Here is a 19,450-nt window from a genome sequence, read left to right as displayed (position 1 = left end):
ATACTCCATGCGGCTTGATATTTCCTATACCTTGTTTGGGAGGAATTCATTTGAGCAACGGATTGCGTAGGAAAGCTTATCGACTTGGCACAAGTGTACTGTTGGCTTTGGTTTTGTTATGTCCGCCCTTCGAATTGCAAGCGCTTACTTCAATTTATGCAGCTGAACCGTCCGGCGACAATGTTACACTCTACGAGGAAAACTTCGATGACCCTGACAATTTCGGATCGGTCGGCGGCGTTCCCATTCCGGCACCATGGCTGCAGGAAGGCGAAGAAAACAGCGTGGCGAAAACTTCGGTGTCATCCACGGCCCCGTCCACGCCGAATCTGGTGAAAATCGACGGCAAGGACGCGTTGGCCCTGCCGGTTAATACGACGGGGTACGGCAATCTTCAATTGAGTTATTATACTCGGGCATCCTCCTACATCGGGGGAAGCATCATCGTAGAATGGTCGGGCGACGGAGGATCGACTTGGACAACGCTGGAGGAATTCAAGCTGCCTCCGGGGACGCTGGAACAAAAGAACAGCGAGCCGAACAAGCTCAAAGTCCAATTCCTGGGCAGCGGAGCCGACAACAACCCGAACGTCAAAGTTCGGTTTCGTGTGGGCGAATTGATGAGCGCTAATATGTACATCGATAGTGTCGCCATCAAGGCTCAAGCCATTCCCGGAATACCGCCCGCCGAGACACCGGTCCCGATCCCTCCGCCGGTAGAGCCTCAGCCGTTTCCGGTTCCGGAAGGCGTCGAGCTGTATGAAGACGTGCTGATTGGAAATGCAGGAACGCGGTCAATCTATACTTCGATTGCCGTACCGAAGACCCTGCCTCATGCTCCGATGCCGGTGATGGTATATATTCATGGTGGAGGCTGGAATCACGGGGACCGGAAGCAAGCCCTTGCAAACATCTGCAACTATGTGACCAAGCGCGGCTACATCGGGGTATCGCTGGATTACCGCTTAACCCCGGAAGCGCCGTTTCCGGCGCAACTTCAGGATGTGAAGCTGGCAATTCGTTATTTGCGCGCGCATGCGGCAGAATACCATCTGGACCCCAGTCGGATCGGCGTATGGGGTTCGTCCGCAGGAGGTCATCTAGCTTCGCTTCTCGGTACGACAGGGCACATGGACTCAGGTGAGACAACCGCGCTGGATACAGGCCATGTCGTAAACGTTCCGGATTTGGATGGGACGGGCGGTTGGCAGGAATATTCCGATCAAGTGCAAGCGGTTGTCGATATGTACGGACCAGCGGATTTTACAACGAAATTTGCCAATAGCTACAGCTCCGTGACAGCGCTTTTAGGCGGGAATAACGCGTTCTCCGTACCGGATCAGGCGAGGCTGGCTATGCCTGGCACTTATGCGTCGCCGGACGATCCGCCTTTTTTCATCCGCCATGGTGATGCGGATGCGACGATCCCGTACACGGACAGCGTTACGTTCTCCAATCAATTGAAGGACGCAGGCGTGAAAGTGATCGATGTCAAGATCGTGCCGGGGCAAGGGCACGGTTTCACCGGTGGCGCGGCTGAACAAGCAAACGCCGAGGCGTGGGCCTTCCTGGATCAATATGTGAAGAATCGTACCGCAGCAAAGCCCACTGTGCACGAGCCGGATGCTTCAAACGACCATGTGCCGCCGTCCTGGCCGGATGATAGTTCGCTGAAAACCGTTAATATAGGTACAGACTTCATAAAACTCGCGTGGCCGGCTGCCATGGATAATCAGGGTATCGGCGAATATCGCGTTTACCAGGATGACGAGCTTTTATCAACTGTTACCGGTGTGACGTATACGGTCACCGGGCTTCACCCGGGCACGGCGTACGCCTTTAAGGTTAAAGCAGTGGATCTGTCGGGCAATACATCTGCACCGCTTTCTTTCATCCGTTCTACGCTGACAGAACCCATCGTTCCTTACGCGACGGTAAACGTGACAGCCAGCGACAGCGACGGCAATATCGCAACGAATACCATCGATAATAACCTGTTCACCCGTTGGTCCGCCGCTGGTAACGGAGCCTGGATCCAGTACGATTTAGGCGAACGTAAGCCGATCGGCTATTTAGGTGTTGCATTTTATAAAGGTGATTTGCGCACGACCCAATTTGTTATTGAAACTTCTGATGATGGTGTGATGTGGACTCCGGGATGGTCTGGCGCCAGCAGCGGCAGGACGACGGAGATGCAGCCATTCGATCTCCCGGACACAGAAGCGAGATATGTGCGAATTATAGGTCTTGGGAATTCCGACGGCAGTGCCTATACGAGCTTATCGGAGGTAAACATCTATGCGCCGTTTGCGAATGGCGATACGCCTGTAGCGAGCATTCCGAACTACACGCCTGGTCCGGCCCGGGAGCCGGTTCCGTTTACAGCTCCTGGATTAACCGAAGCTGACGGAACAGTGCATCCGGTTCATTCCCCGCATGCGACATCCGGGCGTATCCTGAACGTGCTGAACTTTAATGCCGATCCGGCTGATAACGACACAGACGACGGTGCAGCCATTCAAGCCGCCATTAACAGTGCCCAGCCAGGTGACGAAGTCTATTTGCCGTGTGGAGTTTATAATTTGAACTCGACATTGGATACCCTGGTGAGTTTGAAGCTCAAGTCAGGCGTAAACCTTCGCGGCGAAAATCAGTCCCAAACCATCCTTAAGACGTCACTCGACAAGGTGAGAAACAGTGCTCTGATGAAAGCATCCGGACAGCATGATCTGTCCATATCCAATCTCACCTTAACTTCCACCTGGAACGGTGTCTATACGACGGACCATAAAGTGAACAACCCGGATGCCGGCGGCCCCGACAGTATGATAGTCATCGCGAATTTGGGTGAGATTCCTTCGTACAACATCACGGTTGATCAGGTTACAGTGGAGAAGTATTCGCGTATGGGCGTGCGTATCGACAACAGCCGTGATATTGTCGTACGGCGCAGCACATTTCGCAATGCGACGGATGTCGGTCCGGGCGGTGCCGGCTACGGCGTGTCGATCCAGGGCATGGCCAAACAGGATCGCAATGGGTACGATAACGACACGCTTTGGAACGTTGTTGAGGACTCCCGTTTCGAGGGACCTTATTTGCGGCATGGCGTGCTGATCCAATTTGTTGCCCATAACAATACCCTGCGAAACAATCAGTTTGTAAATACAAAGCTGGATGCCATTGATCTGCATGGGGAACTCGAATATTTGAACGAAATATACGGCAACGTGATTTCCGATATTCCTGCCGGCGCTGCGATCGGGCTTGGAAACACCGGCGGTACGGCGCCCAGCAATCACAGCAAGACAGGACCGCGCAACTATATCCATGACAATACGATTAGCAATACAAGAGAAGGAATCAATGTAATTATGGGTACGCCAGATACAGTCATCGAGCATAATCTGATTGAATACACAACCCATATAGAGGATGCCAAGGGGATCCGGATCTTGAACGGGCCGGGCACGATTATCAAAGAGAATGTCATTCGCTATAATACCGCGTCAAATTATTGGGCGATATCGCTTGAGCATGATCCCGGAGACAGCAAGGCAGATAATATCGGAGAGGGTGACCCGCTGAACGTTCAATTGATCGGAAATTCTCTGACCGGCAATACGAACGGCATACGACTTCTCGCTGGAAGCGGTATCGTCCTGCAGGGGAATCTCGTTGACAGTATCGGCGTCAATTACTTCAAAAGCGAACAAGTGGAAGGAGTTGAAGGCTGGCCTTCCGACAGCGCAGATGCAATTGACTGACATGGAGCGGTAAACTATCGGTCATAGCCCCGTTAAGTAGACCATAAAAACAGGTTTTAAGCGGCGACTTGCTCCCGGTGTTTAACCGGAAACAGGTCGCCGAGTTTGTTTTGGAAGCGTAATTGGTTGTTAGTAAACCATGATGTGAATAGGGCAAGGCTACCCTAAAGAAAACACAAGTCCACTCATAGAAACTCCATATTGCAAGCGCTTTATTGGAGGTAAAATAAGGATGTTCCAATCACTATTCGAGGAAATGGAGGAAATAAGATGCCGCACATTACGATTAAAATGTACGAAGGCCGAACACGGGAGCAGAAGGAGGAGATTGTTGCTGTATTCAAGCGGGAGCTATCCCGGGTTATTGAACGGGAGGAACGGTTTATTACAATCGAATTTCATGAAATTCCCTTAGATGAGAATGCTCCGGCAAACCTGTTGAAAGCAGGACCTGGAGGAAACGGTTATGGGGGCTAATATAACCGAGTTAGACCTTATAAAATACAAGGCCAATTCGAAGAAGTCCCTTCTTTCATACATGTGGAAATCCAGGGCGCTTTATGTGATCGCGCTTCCCGGGATCTTGTACTTTATCATCTTCAAGTACGTGCCGTTGGCCGGTTCGGTTATTGCGTTTCAGAACTACAATATTTTTAAAGGCTTTACGGGCAGTGAGTGGGTGGGGCTTGAGCACTTTAGGGCCATGTTTCAATACCAGGATTTCGGACGAATCTTAAGCAATACGATTCTGCTGGGTCTGTATGATCTCATATTCGCCTTCCCTGCTCCGATAGTGCTTGCGCTCCTGCTGAATGAAATTCGTCTTGTGTTTTACAAACGGTTTTTGCAAACGGTGGTCTATATGCCCCACTTCCTGTCCTGGGTAATTGTCAGCGGAATCGCCTTGGGCATCCTCTCTCCCGGAACAGGGATAGTGAACCAGGTTATTAAGGCCTTCGGGTTTGAGCCGGTTTATTTTCTCGGTGAAAATTCATACATCCGCACGATTCTGATCGGTTCCGGCATTTGGCGGGATTCCGGGTACGGCACGATCATTTACCTGGCCGCATTGGCAGGAATCAACCCGGACCTGTATGAGGCTGCGGAAGTGGACGGAGCCGGGCGCTGGAAGCAAACCATGGCCATTACGCTACCGTCTCTTATACCGACGATTATGATTTTGTTCCTTCTCCATATCGGGAGATTTCTTGATCTTGGCTTCGAGCGGGTATGGGTATTCCTGAACGCGCTCAATACCGGGAACGGGGAGATTCTGGACACTTATATCTATAAGGCGGGGCTGCTGTCCCAGCAATACAGCTATACAACAGCAGTGGGGCTATTCAAGTCGGTAGTGGGACTCATGCTGGTGTTCATCGGCAACATTCTGAGCAAGAAAACTACCGGTGAATCGCTGTATTAAACGCTCTTTATGGAGGTAGGGATGATGAGAGGACGCTATACTCGCGGCCAGAAATTATTTAACGTGTTTAATCTTTTGTTTTTGACCGCCCTTGCTTTGGCTATGTTTCTGCCGTTCCTGAACGTGATTGCCCAATCCTTAAGCAGCTCGGATGCGATTATTAATGGCAGGGTAGGCTTGCTGCCAAAGGACTTTACGATGATCAATTATCAGTACGTTTTCAGCGATCACTCCATTTGGCGGGCGTTCGGCGTCTCTGTCTATATTACAGTGCTGGGCACCGCAATCAATCTGATTGCGACAGCGTCTCTCGCTTATCCGGTGTCGCGCCCGGAATTCGTAGGCCGCAAATACATCGTCATGATGGTATTGTTCACCATGGTATTCAGCGCTCCCCTTATTCCGAACTTTATTCTGATCAAAAACTTAGGGCTTATGAACACTCTTTGGGCTCTCATGCTTCCGGGCGCCATCAGCGCTTTTAACTTCTTCGTGATGAGAAGCTTCTTCATGCAGATTCCCCAGGAGCTCATTGACTCCTCCCGGATCGACGGGTGCGGCGAGCTGCGGATGATCGCCAGTATGGTGCTGCCGGTGTCCAAACCGGTAATGGCCTCATTGGGGATTTTCTACGCCGTCGGGCACTGGAACACGTACATGAGCGCTCTGTATTACATCAACAAGCCGACCTTATGGCCTCTGCAGGTGATGCTGAAGAAGCTGTTCGAGACGGACGATATCAGCATCGACCCGGCTTCCTCGGTCTATAGCTCTCTGGCGCACACATCGCCTGAGGGCATCAAAATGGCCGTTATCATTATCGCTACCATTCCTATTATCATGATTTATCCGTTCCTTCAACGCCATTTCGTTAAAGGAATGATGGTCGGCTCCGTGAAATCCTGATTTATCATGATATGTGATAAAATAGGAAATGCGCGAAGCGAGACGGAACGGAAGGTGGTATCCATGGATGAGATGTGTATTGATCGTAGACGACGAGCCCATGATTCGGAAGGGACTCTCTGTCATGATCCGTCAATGCGGCGGGCATCCGTATAGCATCAGGCTGGCTCAGGATGGGGAAGAGGCGATTCAGTTCATTATGGAGGAACAGCCGGATTTTCTTTTTACAGATATCCGCATGCCGAGGGTAGACGGACTGGAGCTGTGCCGGCGGCTGTCGGAGATGGAGACGGATATTCAGACCGTTGTCATCTCGGGCTATGGGGATTTTGAATACGCCCGCCAATGCTTGTCCTATGGAGTAAAAGAATATCTCCTGAAGCCCGTAAGCAGAGGAAGCCTTCAGAATGTGATCGCCAAGCTGGAGGCGAATAGAGAGAAACTGGGGAGCTTTGTCTCTGTCGCCAAGCTCGATGAATGGGTCGTACGGATGGATGATGCCGTCTGGACCTTGGATAAAGAGAAGCTTTACCTTGTGCTAAAAGAATGGGAAACTGACTTCCTACAGCGCAGGATGAGCCGATGTCAGCAAAAAGAGCTCCTGGAAGAGGGTTACACCTTGCTCGTGAAGAAGCTCCATGCCAATTCGGTTACACCCGGTAAAAGCATGCTTGACCTGTCCGCAGCAGCCGGACCTGAACAGTTGTTCCGCTGCTTCGCAGAGGCGTCGGAAGCTATACTGGAAGAGCTTCGAATAAAGCGGAAGGGCAAGGCGAAGGAACCGGTAGAGGAAGCTAAAGCATTCATCGAAAAGCATCTCGCCCAGGAAGTTTCGCTGGAGGAGGTGGCGGAGGTGCTTGGTCTGAATGCCTCTTACTTCAGCCAGTTGTTTAAGCACTCGACGGGAGAGACCTTCGTACACTACCGCATTAAACGCAGGATGGAGAAGGCCAAGAGGCTGCTTGCCAATTCAAGCTATCGGATAACCGATATTTCCTATGAGGTCGGGTATGCGGACCACCCCCATTTTACGAAGACGTTCAAGAAGTTCACGGGGCTGTCTCCCTCCGAGTACCGCAGCCGGCTGGGAATTGAATGATGAGAAAGAGTCTGTCGGGTAAGCTGTTTGCCTCCTTTCTGACCGTCATCGTTCTATCCTTGTCCATGGTAGGATTTATCTCTTATTTTCAGGCTTCGGAAGCGCTTGATAAATCTTCGGAGAAGTCCATTGCCCAAGTCATCAGGAGCGCGTCCTATCAAACGGACCTGTATTTGCAAAATTATGAAAAGGCCAGCGATTCCATCCTGTCCTATAGTCAAGTCAAACAGTTCCTTGATATGGACCCGGAGGACAACTACTCTTACTATCAATATACGAATGACATACAGAAGTATTTGTTTCGCTCTCTGTTTATTCTTTATCCCCAGATTAACCTGATGTACGTCATTGGCGAACACGGCAAGGCCATCAGCGACGATAACTCGAATCAGGCTTACAGTCTGCAGTTTCATCCCCTGGAACGCTACCGTTTCTTAAGCAACCATACGCCGGATAGCGGCCGCATTGCCATTCTCAACACGAATGTGGCGAATGAAGGGGATCAGAACATTATTACGATGGTCCGCCGAATCAGAGGTGCTTCCTCCTATCGTCCCAACGGCATTGTGGCCATCGAGTTCAAGGCAGAGGATCTGGCCCGCATATGGGAACCTCTTGATTTGGGACAGGGCGGATTCTTCTTTATCATGGACGAATTCGGCAAACTCCTATACCGGCCGGAAGGGAATGAGAACCTTCCAGGGTTATCTGCTGATCTCATCCGAAACGTATTTCAGCACCCGAACGATTCCGTCGTGGAGAAGGTAGACGGGAAAGAGTATATGTTCGTGTCGCGAAAATCCGATTATTCCAAATGGCAGCTTGTGGTATCCATGCCGGTTGCCGAGCTGCGCAAGCCCATCTCGACCATACGCACGACCACGCTGGTTGTGGGAGTTCTCACGCTTGCCGGTACATTGTGGCTTGCCTCTCGATTCGGAGGATCTATCACGAAGCCTATCCTGATTCTCAAGGAAGGCATGAGGGAGACGGAAAAAGGAAATTGGCGAAGGCTTGAGACGGACGGCCGTCAGGATGAGCTGGGGGGCTTGATGCGCAGCTACAATCTTATGGTGACCCGACTGTCCGAAATGATCGAGCGGGTATATGAAGCGGAGCTTACGACCCAGAAGGCGGCTCTGGAGCTGCAGGAGACCAGGCTGGAGCGTCAGCAGGCGGAATTTCAGGCGCTTCAACTGCAGATTAATCCGCACTTTCTTTATAACACGTTAGAGACTATTAAATGCTACGCGGTCGTTCAGGATTCGGATGAAATAACGGAAATGGTGGAGGCCATGGCGTTCATGCTTCGCTACTCCATCCAAACGAACTTGGAGGAGATTACGATAGCCAATGAGCTTCGCCATGTATTGAGCTACATGACGATTCTCAAGCACCGGATCGGCCGGGAGTTCGAAATCGATGTTGTGATTCCGCCAGCGCTGCTTCTCGCCAAGACGGTCAGGCTGACGCTTCAGCCCTTGATCGAAAATATTTTTCAGCATGCATTTTCCAATGGGATTGAGGACCGGCATTATATTCGAATCGACGCCAGGGTAGAGGGAGACCGGCTTTATGTTCTCGTAGAGGATAACGGATCAGGGATGTCCCGGGAACGGCTCGACGAGCTTCGCGAAAAGCTGAACCTGAATCAACTGGCGGATACGGAAGGCGATTCCCGCTATCATAGAGGGGGGATTGGGATCATGAACGTGCACCGGAGAATCCAGATGGTGTTCGGAGAACAATACGGGTTAAGCGTCGAAAGCAAGGAGAATGAGGGAACGCGGATGATCTTGTCCATGCCTGTGGAGCGGGGAAAAGAATGTTTTAAAAATAAAACGTTATTGGGAGGAATATGCAATGATAATTGATTTGACTGGTAAAATTGCGCTTGTTACAGGGTCCAATGCGGGGATCGGCCGACAAATCCTGGAAACGCTGGCTGCTTCCGGCGCCAAAGTGGCCGTAAACTATTTGTTCGGCTCTTCGGAGGAGGCGGTGGAAGCGGTCCGTCAGGCCGGAGGAGAAGCTTATGCTTTTCAGGCAGATGCAACAAGCCCTGCCCAACTGGACAACATGGTGAAGGAAATTGAGGAGCATTTCGGCGGAACCATCGATATCCTCGTCAACAACGCGGGCGGTATGGTCAAGAGGGTTCCCAATACCGAAATGGACGAAGAACATTACAACAAGGTGTTGGACGTCAATTTTAAATCATGCGTGTTTGCCTGCAAAGCCGTAGCACCGGGAATGATCGCCAAGAAAAGAGGTAAAATCATCAATGTATCTTCCCTCGCGGCCCATGACGGCGGCGGGCCCGGCGCTTCTGTCTATGCGGCGAGCAAAGCGGCGGTATGGTCTTATACCAAGGGGCTTGCCAAGGAACTGGGTTCTCACGGAATAAATGTAAACGCTATCTCCCCCGGGTTCATCGGTCAGACCGCTTTTCATGCTACTTTTACCCCGGAAGCGGCAAGGCAGGCAACGATTACGAAGATTCCGCTAGGCCGGGAAGGCGTTCCGCAGGATGTGGCCAACGTGACACTATTTCTCGCTTCGGAGCTGTCGGATTATCTGACAGGCGAAATCATTGAAATTAACGGAGGCATGTCCATGCGATGATGACCATAAAGGAGAAAGCGGTTACTTTTTCCTGGGCCCGCCATGCGGTGGATAAATTGAAGACAGAGCTGGACTTTTTCCGGAGTGAAGAGATTCTTCTTCCGGAAGAGCCCGGCGGCTGGTGGCATCAATATGTGTGTCCCCGGCATCATACCGAGCTGATCTTCGATGCTGCAGAGCGGGATGCGGTTGTCTTTTCTTGTCCGAAGGGCTGCAAGCTGGAAGGTGAACCGTACCGGGGAGCATGGCTGGTATACCGGCATCAGGCGATGGCTCGGTACGCGCTGCAGGCTGCTGCGGTATACGCCGCAGACGGGGAAGACTTCTATAGCGGCCTGGCCCGGACGATTCTTGCCGGATATGCGGAGCAGTTCCCGCTATATCCGGTTCATCCCGATGCTCAACCCTGGATGCTTAGGGGCCGAGCCTTTCATCAGGCGCTGACGGAGGCTATCTGGTCCACCACGCTTATTCGGGCCTACTTGCTTCTTGTGGACCATGGAGTGACGTTCACGGCAGGGGAAGAGAAGAAGCTGCAGGCGTTCTTCACGATGCTGGAGGAGAGCATGGAGCAGTACCGCCGCATTCTCATTCACGAGAAGAAGAATGCAGAGAACAATTATACCGCATGGCTAAACGCCAGCCTGGCTTGCGTATATGCCGCCAAGGGTACCGGGGAAAAGCTCGGTTCCCTGCTGGAGGGGGAAGGCGGGTTCTATCATCATCTGTCTATTGGCGTCAAGCCGGACGGCTTTGAATTTGAAGGCAGCACGTACTACCATATTTTTGTGCTGCGGGCTTATCTCATAGCGGCCGAGATGGCCGAACGCTTCGGTGTCGACCTCTATGACGCCAAGGGAGATCAGGGACAATCCATCCGTGGCATGTTTCAGCTGCTGGTAAAGCTTAGTGGCGATAACGGGGAGCTTCCAGCCCTGCATGATGGTCCTTATGCACGCGTTCCCTTCGCGCGGGAAATCGCTGAAGTATTCGAAATAGGGTGTGCGGTTTACAAAGACCCCACCTTCCATCCTGTACTGGCGAAGGCTTATCGGTATTTATACGGGCAGGAAGAGCGGACCGGTCTGGAGGCGGTGCTGTACGGACAAGAAGAGAGTATGGAGCTTCACTCCGCCTCCTGGAAGAGGGCCTCTGTCCTGCTGCCGGATTCCGGCTTCGCCATCCTCCGCCACCCGGGCAACCCCCTGTCTGTTCTGGCAGACTTCGGAGAGCATGGCGGCTCTCACGGGCATTATGACAAGCTGCATATCACAATTATGCATCGGTTGGGAGAGGTTGCTCCCGAGCTGGGAATGGTTCCTTACGGCTCCACTTTGCGAAAGGAATGGTATGCCGAAACCGCGAGCCATAACACGGTAAGCATCGGAGGACGCTCCCAGGCTCCCCATACCGGCAGCTGCAGGCAATTCCGGCAGGAAAATGAAGATACGTACTTATGGATTCGCTCGGACGGCGCATATGAAGAGGCTGTTCTCGACCGGCATCTTTTATTGACCGACGGTTGGCTGCTGGACTGGTTTCATGTTGAGCAGGTGACGGGCCGCGAGCAGGATCGGGAAATAGACTGGTGGTATCATCCGACGGGACATTTGCTGTTCCCGGTCGAGTCTTCCCGCGTCCGGACGGACTCTCCGGCAGTCCTCGGACAGGAAGCGGGCTACGGTTCAGTAGAGGTGCTATCCTTACTGAAGAATGAGACGGACTGTGCGTTAAGAGCAGGGTGGAGCACCCGTCATGGTGAAGGGGGTCACGACCCGGAATATGAAGTGACCGTAAGCGCTCTGCTGCCGCCCGGCTCCATTCTGCATGAAATCCGCACACCGGGTATTACCGAAGACCCGAGCAGGCGCATTCGAGGCATCATGCTTCGGCACAGAGGCCCCTCGGCCCATTTTATTACGGTTTACCGGGCCGGTCATGAACCGGCTGTACTGAAGCTTGTGAGTCAAGCGGGCGGACCGGCCCGAATCCAGATAGAAGCAGATGGGCAACGAGTTGCCTATTGCCTGAACCCCGAAGCGGGACTGATTCAGGAAGAGTACCGGAATACGGAGGAGTAAAGATGTCCGAACCTTTATTTCAACCCGCCAGCGGCGTTCTCGACGTGTCTTATGGGCCTGATGAACATACGGATGTTGGAGAGAACCCGCCGCGTTTTACATGGATGCCTGCTTGTCTGGAAGAGGGAATGTATGAGCTGCAGATATCCTCAACCACCGAATTTGAGCCTGAATGCACGCTGACTTACAGTCGAATACCCTATAATCTGTTTACTCCGGATAAGCCGCTGGAACCCGGCAGCTATCATTGGCGCTACACTCTTATCGGGGAGAATGATACCCGTTTCGGATGGAGCGAAGTAAGGGATTTCGTGGTTGCGGATAAGCTGCCGTTAACGCCTCTCCCATCCCGAGCGGAACGGTATTCCGCCGCTTCCGCCAGCCATCCGCGGCTTTGGCTCCAGGCGGAACAACTTCATTCCTTCCGGGAAGCCGTCCGCCAAGACCCTGTCTCGACTGGCTGGGATGACTTTATGAAGCATTCCGTCCTGCCCTGGACAGAGCGTGCTCTCATTCCCGAGCCTGCACCATATCCGGATAATAAGCGCGCCGCCAAGCTATGGCGACAGATGTATATGGACTGCCAGGAAGTTTTCTACGCCGTTCGGCATCTTGCCATAGCGGGGGTTGTGCTGGAGGACGAGGTGCTCATCGCCAAAGCCAGAGAGTGGCTGCTTCATGCTGCTAGTTGGAACACGGAGGGTACCACCAGCCGGGATTACAATGATGAATGCGCCTTTCGCATAGCCGGAGCGTTGGCATGGGGCTATGATTGGCTTCACGGCTCTCTGACGGAAGAGGAGCGTCTTAAGGTACGGCAGGCTCTGCTGCGGAGAACCGGACAGGTGGCCTTCCACGTCATCGAACGCTCCCGAATTCATCAAGTGCCTTATGACAGCCATGCGGTCCGCTCTTTGTCCTCCGTGCTCGTTCCCTGCTGCATTTCCATGTTGGGTGAGGAGGAGAAAGTTCAGGAATGGTTTGATTATACGCTGGAGTATTTCTCCGCAATGTATACTCCATGGGGCGGCAAGGATGGCGGCTGGGCTGAAGGTCCTATGTATTGGACCACTCAGATGGCTTTCGTTACAGAGGCGTTCAATCTGGTTCGCAAATACATGGGAATCAACTTCTATGAGCGTCCCTTCTTACGCAAAACCGGCGACTTTCCGCTCTATTGCTTCAGCCCCGACACTTTGAGGGCCAGCTTCGGGGATCAATCGACGCTGGGAGATCCGGTCAGTCTCAAGACGGGCTTCAATATCCGCCAATTCGCCGGCTTAATGGGAAATGGACAATACCAGTGGTATTATGAGCGGACCAACGAGCTGAATCCCGATACCCAGATGATCTTCTATAATTACGGCTGGTGGGATTTCCGGTTCGATGAGATGGTTTACCGCAAGGATTATCCGCAGGTTCCTTCAGAGCCGCCGCTCGCTGCGGAGCCTCTGAAGTGGTTTCAGGATGTTGGCTGGGTCGCTATGCATCATCGGATGGCAGAGCCGCAGGAGCATATCATGATGCTCGCCAAGAGCAGCCGTTACGGCTCCGTGAGCCATAGCCACGGTGATCAGAACGCCTTCCTGCTGCATGCGTTCGGCGAGCCTCTGGCTATCGAGAGCGGCTATTACGTCGCATTCAACAGCACGATGCATATGCAGTGGCGCAGGCAAACCCGCTCCAAGAACGTGATTCTTATTGACGGAAGGGGCCAATATGCCGGAACGGACAAATCGAAGAACATGGCAGCCTCCGGCAAGGTGCTGAAGGCGCATAGCACGCCCGGGATCAGCTACACTCAAATGGATGCAACGGAAGCCTACCGGGAGAATGTGCCCTATATCAAGCGGTATGTGCGGGAAATATACTTCTTTGACAGCGCTTATTTTGTCATCACCGATAGTTTGGATCTGGAACGTCCCGGAAAACTGGATTGGCTGTTCCATACGCTATATCCCATGACGTTGAAAGGCCAAACCTTCAAAGTAAATGGCAAAAAAGCTCAAATGGAGGGCCGGTTTGTCTACAGCTCTTCCGGAGAGATGGCGCTTAGCCAAAACAATCAATTTACCGGTGTAGATCCGAAGGATTGGGAAGGGCTGCCCGAGCATTGGCACCTGACTGCATCAACCGAAGAGGCCATGAGCCATCGGATCGTTACTCTCCTTATTCCCCAAAAATCAGGAAGCCGGGATTACGTATCGTACTTTATGGACGATCAGGACCATGGGGTTCATGTTTACTTTACGAATCAGGGGGTTACCCACCGGGTTGAGATTCCTAAAGCATACTAGTCTTTAAAAGCGTTTTCAATTGCGATTGGCACCCCATTTTACAAGGAGAAGGTTATAAAATGAAAAAGTGGATTGGCGTCTGTCTGACTGCATTAATGGCCGCTTCAGTCATTGCAGGTTGCTCGGGTAAGGATAAAGAAGTGACTGCCGGGGAAGTGACAAATGCGCCGCAGAAAACTAAATTCTCCATCTCGCTGCGGACGCTGGCATTTAACTATGTTGAGAAATCGCCCAATCTGAATAAGGATAAATGGGTGAAGAAGCTGGAGGAGATGACGAACACCGATCTGGACATTGTACTGGTTCCTCATAAGGAGTTCGAGCAGAAAATGGTCCAGATGTTCGCCACTAACGATATTCCTGACGTGGTTCAAGGCTCAGGCGGCGTAAACGGCAAGGAAATGGCCGGTTCCGTTGTGGCGGGCGTGTTCATGCCCCTGGATGACCTGCTGCAGAAATACGGTCAGAACCTGTTGAAGAAAATTCCGCAGGAAGCCTGGGAAAATGTCACCTATCAAGGGAAAATCTACGCGATACCGGAGTTTCTGTCCAATCCGTCCCGTCGCGCGACTTGGATTCGCAAGGACCTGCTGGATCAAACTGGATTGCCGGTTCCCAAAACGGTCGATGAGTACTTGAATGTGCTCCGGGCCTTCAAAAAGCTGGGCGTTGAGAACCCGTACATGGGCCGGCAGGATTTCAAGTATTCCGACGCTTTCTTTGGCGCTTATGATGTTTTTCCGTATCTGTCCATGTTCGAGGAAGTAAACGGCCAGGTTCAGCCGAAGTTTATGGACAACGAAAATATGATGAAAGCGTTGCAGACCTACAAGACCATGTATGACGAAGGCTTGATCAACAAGGAATTCGCCACCATCAACCCGACCAACTACAAGAATGCGATTCTCGCGGGTAAAGCGGGTATGTGGACGATGAATGCCAATGAGCTTCTGCAGTGGGAGCAGCAATTGAAGGCTGCAACGCCATCCGCCGAGCTGGAGATTATTCCTTCGCCGGTTGGCCCTGACGGAAAAGGCGGCTCCTACTTGTACGGCTCCGTTACGCGCACCTACTTTATCAAGGAAGGTACGAAGAATGCTGCGGATATCGTGAAATTCTTTGACTGGATGCTGAGCGATGAGGCGGAAACCTTCTTTACCTTCGGGAACAAGGGCGAAACCTATAAGGAAGAGAACGGCAAAATCGTATACACCCCCCCGACGGATTCCGCTGCCGTAGATGAGGAGCGCTACCGTCAGTCCTTCCTGTGGCTGGTGCAGGACACCACTTACAACAAGGGGGTCCTTAATATGACGGAAGAAGGCAAGGATCTGATCAAAGTATACGAAACGATTCTGGCTAAGGAAGGCCGCGACGGGATTCAGTTCGACCCGCGTCTTGACGCCCTGGTGAAGAATCCGGACATCTCTCCCAACTCGGATACGGCCCCTCCGGTGCTGTTGACGCACATGGTGAAGATGGTGTATGGCAAGGAGCCCATCAGCGACTGGCCGAAGGCTGTAGAAGAGTGGCTTTCCAAGGGCGGCAAGGATGTCATCAAGGAAGCTACGGAAAAATATAAAACCAAAACGGGTATCACCATGCCCCGCAGATAAGCTTGCTCTTAAGAGGAGCTGACGGATTATACCGGGCTCCTCTTAAGTATAAAGATTCGGCTGTCGAGATTATTCTCGGCAGTTTTTTTGTGCAAGGAGTATGCAATGGGAAATCCTCATCAGGAAGCGGCATGGCTGCGGCTTTCCTCCAGCAGCTTCGCGTAATACCCGCCCCGCTTCAAGAGTTCCGCGCTGCCGCCCGACTCGGCGATCCGGCCGTTCTTCATCGCGATGATGATATCGGCTCCGGCAACCGTCGACAGGCGGTGGGCGATAATCAGGGTCGTTCGCCCGCGAGCAAGGTTGTCAACCGCCCGTTGAATCAGCTTCTCCGTGTGCGTATCGATATTGGCCGTCGCTTCGTCGAGCACGAAGATCGCGGGATCATGCGCAAGCGCTCTGGCGAAGGAGATCAGCTGCCGCTGGCCCGCGGACAGGCTGCCGCCCCGTTCCGTAACCGGCTCGTCGATCCCGCCCGGCAGTTCCCTAACGAACATCTCGGCGCATGAAGCCCGAAGAGCGTTCCGTAAGGTCCCGTCGTCGATATCGTCCCCGAGCGTAATATTGTCCCGGATCGTACCCGAGAACAAAAACACATCCTGCAGCACGACGGAAACGTTCCGCCTTAGATCGGTAAGCCGGATATCGTTGACGTTGACGCCGTCGATCAGAATCTCGCCCTTTTGCACACGGTAGAATCCGTTGATAAGGCTGATGATCGTCGTTTTGCCCGCGCCGGTCTCGCCGATAAAGGCGGCGGTCTGGCCTTTTTCGATCACGAAGCTTACGTCCTTCAGCACCCAATCGTCATCGGTATAAGCAAACCATACATGCTTGAACTCGATCTTTCCGTCCAGGCGCTTCATAGGAAGTCCCTCCTCTGGAGCTTCCAGCCGGTCCTGTTCCCGGAACAGCTCGGAAATCCGTTCGGTGGAGACAAGCGCCGATTGAATCGAGGTATATTTGTCGGCAAGGTCGGAGATGGGCGCGAAAAATTGCTTGATGTACGTCGTGAACGCATAAAGAACGCCGATTTGCAGCGAGCCGCCGAAGATTTTGCCTGCACCGTACCAGACCAGAATGGCGATGGACAGATTTTGAAACAGATCGGAGGCAGGCTTCAGGATGCTGTTCAGCCGCACTTGAGTCAGCGTGGTTGCAAAATAGCGGCCGTTTAGCTCCAGAAACTGCTCTTCCTTTTCTTTTTCGGCGCGGAAGATTTGGATAACCCGCATTCCGGAGATGCTCTCGGCGATGAAGCCGTTGATTTTGCCGATATAATGCTTCATGTGATAAAAGTTTTTTTGAATCCGGTTCTTGATGAAGACGACCAGGAAGACGATGAGCGGAATCACGATAAAAGAAACGAGCGTCAGCTTCAGGCTGAGCGATAGCATGACGTACACGATTCCACCGAGAAGAAGCACATCCTTGATCAGCATAACGACAACGTCAGTGTATAAATCGCTGATTTCAGACGTATCGTTAGTTGCCCGCGTGATTAGCCTTCCGGGAAGGGTTCGGTCCAGATAGGAGAGGGGGAGCAGTTGAATGATCGACAGCACTCTGACCCGCAGATGATGAATCAGACTCTGTCCCGATCTGGCGACGAGCAGCGCCTGAATGTAGGAGAAAATGCCGCCCGCCGCCGAAACAGCAAGATACAGCAGCGCCATGCCCCCTATGGAATCCAGGCCGCGCGGGACGGCATGCCCGATCAGGAAGCGGTCGATGACCCGCTGAAGGATCAGCGGCTGAACGAGGTAAGCAGCGTTCACAATGACCACGCATAGGCAGGCGATCGCGAGCGGAGCGGCGTAAGGCGCTGACAGCCGCAGCAGTTCTTTTACCGGACCCGGGGATGTCCCTTTCTCAAGCCTTACGCTGGACGTCTTCCTGTTGAGCCGTGTAGAGATCATAATACATTCCTCCTTTCTGCAGGAGCGTTTCATGCGTCCCACGTTCGCGAATGGCGCCCTTATCCAGCACAATAATCTCGTCTGCTTCCATAAGCGCGGAAATCCGGTGGGAGATGATGATATTGGTTCTGCCTTTCCGCGCCCGGCGCAGGCTTTCCAGTATTCGTCCTTCCGTGACGGCGTCAACCGCCGAAAGCGCATCATCCAGGATGAGGACGGCAGGATCCCTGATCAGCGCGCGGGCGATGGCCATCCGCTGTTTTTGGCCGCCAGATAGATTGACTCCGCGGTCTCCGAGAAGAGTGTCGTATCCGTCAGGGAAACGGGAGATGCTGTCCGCGATCAGACTGAGCCGGGAGGCCGCCTCAATCTCCCCATCGCCGTATGTATCCTTGAACAAGACGATATTATCTTTAACTGTAGATGCAAAAACAAAAGTATCCTGCGGCACCAAAGCGATGCTTTCCCGCAAATGTTCAAGCGAATAATCGCCGATGTCACGGCCGTCCACCAGAATTTGCCCAGGCGCCGTATTGTACAGCCGCAGCAGCAGAGCGGCAAGCGTGCTTTTGCCCGCTCCGGTTGGTCCGATGACGCCCAGCGTACGCCCTTGGGGCAGTCGCAGCGAGATATCCGTAAGTCCGGGAACGCCGGCGCCCTCATAAGAAAAGGTTAAATGGCGCATTTCGATATCGCCTTCCGGTCGAACCCGCAGCGCATGCGGGGAATCCATGATATCCGGCTTGACGCTCAGGATGTCATACAGCCTCCCGAGGGAAGCCATGCCGCGCTGGAAAATGGTGACGACCCGGCCTATGGATACGATCGGGCTGACGATCAGGCTTAAATATCCGTTAAACGCTACAAAATCGCCGATGCTTATCTCACCCCGCAGCACCATGCGGCTTCCGTAGAACAGACTGATTACGAAGCAGACGGCAAATCCGAATTCGATCAAGGGAGGAAGCGCGGCGGATACCTTGATCAGATTCACATTCGACTGCGCCATGCCGCGGCTTAAAGCGCCAAATTTTTCGATTTCCGTACGCTCCTGGGCATACGCTTTGATCACCCGGATGCCGGAAATATTCTCCTGCACTTTGTCTGTCACGAGCCCGAACTGATCCTGAACGATCCGGAAGCGGCTCTGAATCTTGCGGCCGATGAACAGCATGAGCGCGACGATCAGCGGCAGGGGAGCAAGCGTCAGAAGCGCAAGCCGGACATCCACCGCGGCGAACATAAAATAAATAGAGGACAGGCAGATCACGATTCCGTTAAAGGACATCGCCGTGGCCGGACCGAAAGTCATGCGAACGGCGGAAATGTCGTTGATGGCATGGGCGATCAGATCGCCCGTTTTGCGTGTGCTGTAGAAGGAGGGAGACAGGGTCAATAAATGCCGGAACAGCTCTTCCCGAATATAGCACTCCAAATTCCGCCCGTTCCCGATAATCATATTTCGCCACAGAAAGGTGAAGACGAAGACGGCTAAGGCGATCAGCACCATCCACAGCACGTTTGTCATCACGGGACGAAGCGCAAAGCCACTCTCTTTCATCAGGTCGACAGAGCTGCCGAGCACTTTGGGAAAAAGCGTCTGAATAAACGAAGCGGCGAACATAAACGCAAAGCCTGCGGCGTAGCTGAGCTTTCGGCTCTTGAAAAACCGCAGCAGTACAGAATCCTTCATAATCACCCCACCTTGAACCTAAAG

At 52.8% G+C, this 19,450-nt stretch carries 12 protein-coding genes; 10 read left to right on the top strand and 2 right to left on the bottom strand.

Annotation, left to right across the window (positions count from 1 at the left end; genetic code table 11):
- Positions 1-50 precede the first annotated feature (50 nt).
- The 10 genes from PSAB_RS24665 to PSAB_RS17910 all read left to right on the top strand — a co-directional run bounded on the left by PSAB_RS24665 (position 51) and on the right by PSAB_RS17910 (position 15,814).
- Positions 51-3,767, top strand: a complete 3,717-nt coding sequence (locus tag PSAB_RS24665; protein ID WP_025335974.1) for an alpha/beta hydrolase fold domain-containing protein — start codon at positions 51-53, stop codon at positions 3,765-3,767.
- Between the two features lie 270 nt (positions 3,768-4,037).
- A complete protein-coding gene (locus PSAB_RS17950; RefSeq protein WP_025335973.1) occupies positions 4,038-4,244 on the top strand; it encodes a tautomerase family protein in 207 nt (68 codons plus the stop codon).
- Positions 4,234-5,190 carry an ABC transporter permease gene (locus tag PSAB_RS17945; protein ID WP_025335972.1) on the top strand — a complete coding sequence of 319 codons (957 nt, stop codon included), beginning with the start codon at positions 4,234-4,236 and terminating at the stop codon, positions 5,188-5,190. Before PSAB_RS17950 ends, PSAB_RS17945 begins: the two co-directional genes overlap by 11 nt.
- Positions 5,191-5,214: 24 nt before the next feature.
- On the top strand, positions 5,215-6,096 hold the full coding sequence (locus tag PSAB_RS17940) for a carbohydrate ABC transporter permease (protein WP_025335971.1): 882 nt from the start codon (positions 5,215-5,217) through the stop codon (positions 6,094-6,096).
- A gap of 67 nt (positions 6,097-6,163) precedes the next feature.
- On the top strand, positions 6,164-7,195 hold the full coding sequence (locus PSAB_RS17935) for a response regulator transcription factor (RefSeq protein WP_025335970.1): 1,032 nt from the start codon (positions 6,164-6,166) through the stop codon (positions 7,193-7,195).
- Positions 7,192-9,069, top strand: coding sequence for a cache domain-containing sensor histidine kinase (locus tag PSAB_RS17930; protein ID WP_025335969.1), 1,878 nt, complete (start codon positions 7,192-7,194; stop codon positions 9,067-9,069). The genes PSAB_RS17935 and PSAB_RS17930 overlap by 4 nt, the downstream gene beginning before the upstream one ends.
- Positions 9,059-9,820, top strand: a complete 762-nt coding sequence (locus PSAB_RS17925; RefSeq protein ID WP_025335968.1) for an SDR family NAD(P)-dependent oxidoreductase — start codon at positions 9,059-9,061, stop codon at positions 9,818-9,820. Before PSAB_RS17930 ends, PSAB_RS17925 begins: the two co-directional genes overlap by 11 nt.
- A complete protein-coding gene (locus tag PSAB_RS17920; RefSeq protein WP_038596037.1) occupies positions 9,817-11,901 on the top strand; it encodes a heparinase II/III domain-containing protein in 2,085 nt (694 codons plus the stop codon). Before PSAB_RS17925 ends, PSAB_RS17920 begins: the two co-directional genes overlap by 4 nt.
- A gap of 2 nt (positions 11,902-11,903) precedes the next feature.
- Positions 11,904-14,198 carry a DUF4962 domain-containing protein gene (locus tag PSAB_RS17915; protein WP_025335966.1) on the top strand — a complete coding sequence of 765 codons (2,295 nt, stop codon included), beginning with the start codon at positions 11,904-11,906 and terminating at the stop codon, positions 14,196-14,198.
- Between the two features lie 59 nt (positions 14,199-14,257).
- Positions 14,258-15,814 (top strand): extracellular solute-binding protein, encoded by a 1,557-nt coding sequence (locus PSAB_RS17910; RefSeq protein ID WP_025335965.1) that lies wholly within the window; start codon positions 14,258-14,260, stop codon positions 15,812-15,814.
- Positions 15,815-15,933: 119 nt separating this feature from the next.
- Here PSAB_RS17910 and PSAB_RS17905 read toward each other — a convergent pair whose 3' ends face one another.
- Both PSAB_RS17905 and PSAB_RS17900 read right to left on the bottom strand, forming a co-directional pair.
- Complete coding sequence (locus PSAB_RS17905; RefSeq protein WP_025335964.1) at positions 15,934-17,733, bottom strand: ABC transporter ATP-binding protein; 1,800 nt, start codon at positions 17,731-17,733, stop codon at positions 15,934-15,936.
- Positions 17,687-19,426, bottom strand: a complete 1,740-nt coding sequence (locus tag PSAB_RS17900) for an ABC transporter ATP-binding protein (protein WP_025335963.1) — start codon at positions 19,424-19,426, stop codon at positions 17,687-17,689. The genes PSAB_RS17905 and PSAB_RS17900 overlap by 47 nt, the downstream gene beginning before the upstream one ends.
- Positions 19,427-19,450 lie beyond the last annotated feature (24 nt).

This window comes from Paenibacillus sabinae T27, from assembly GCF_000612505.1.
Taxonomy (GTDB): Bacteria; Bacillota; Bacilli; order Paenibacillales; family Paenibacillaceae; genus Paenibacillus_AQ; species Paenibacillus_AQ sabinae.
The sequence above is the reverse complement of the archived record's forward strand: the minus strand, read 5'-3'. Positions and strand labels throughout refer to the sequence as shown.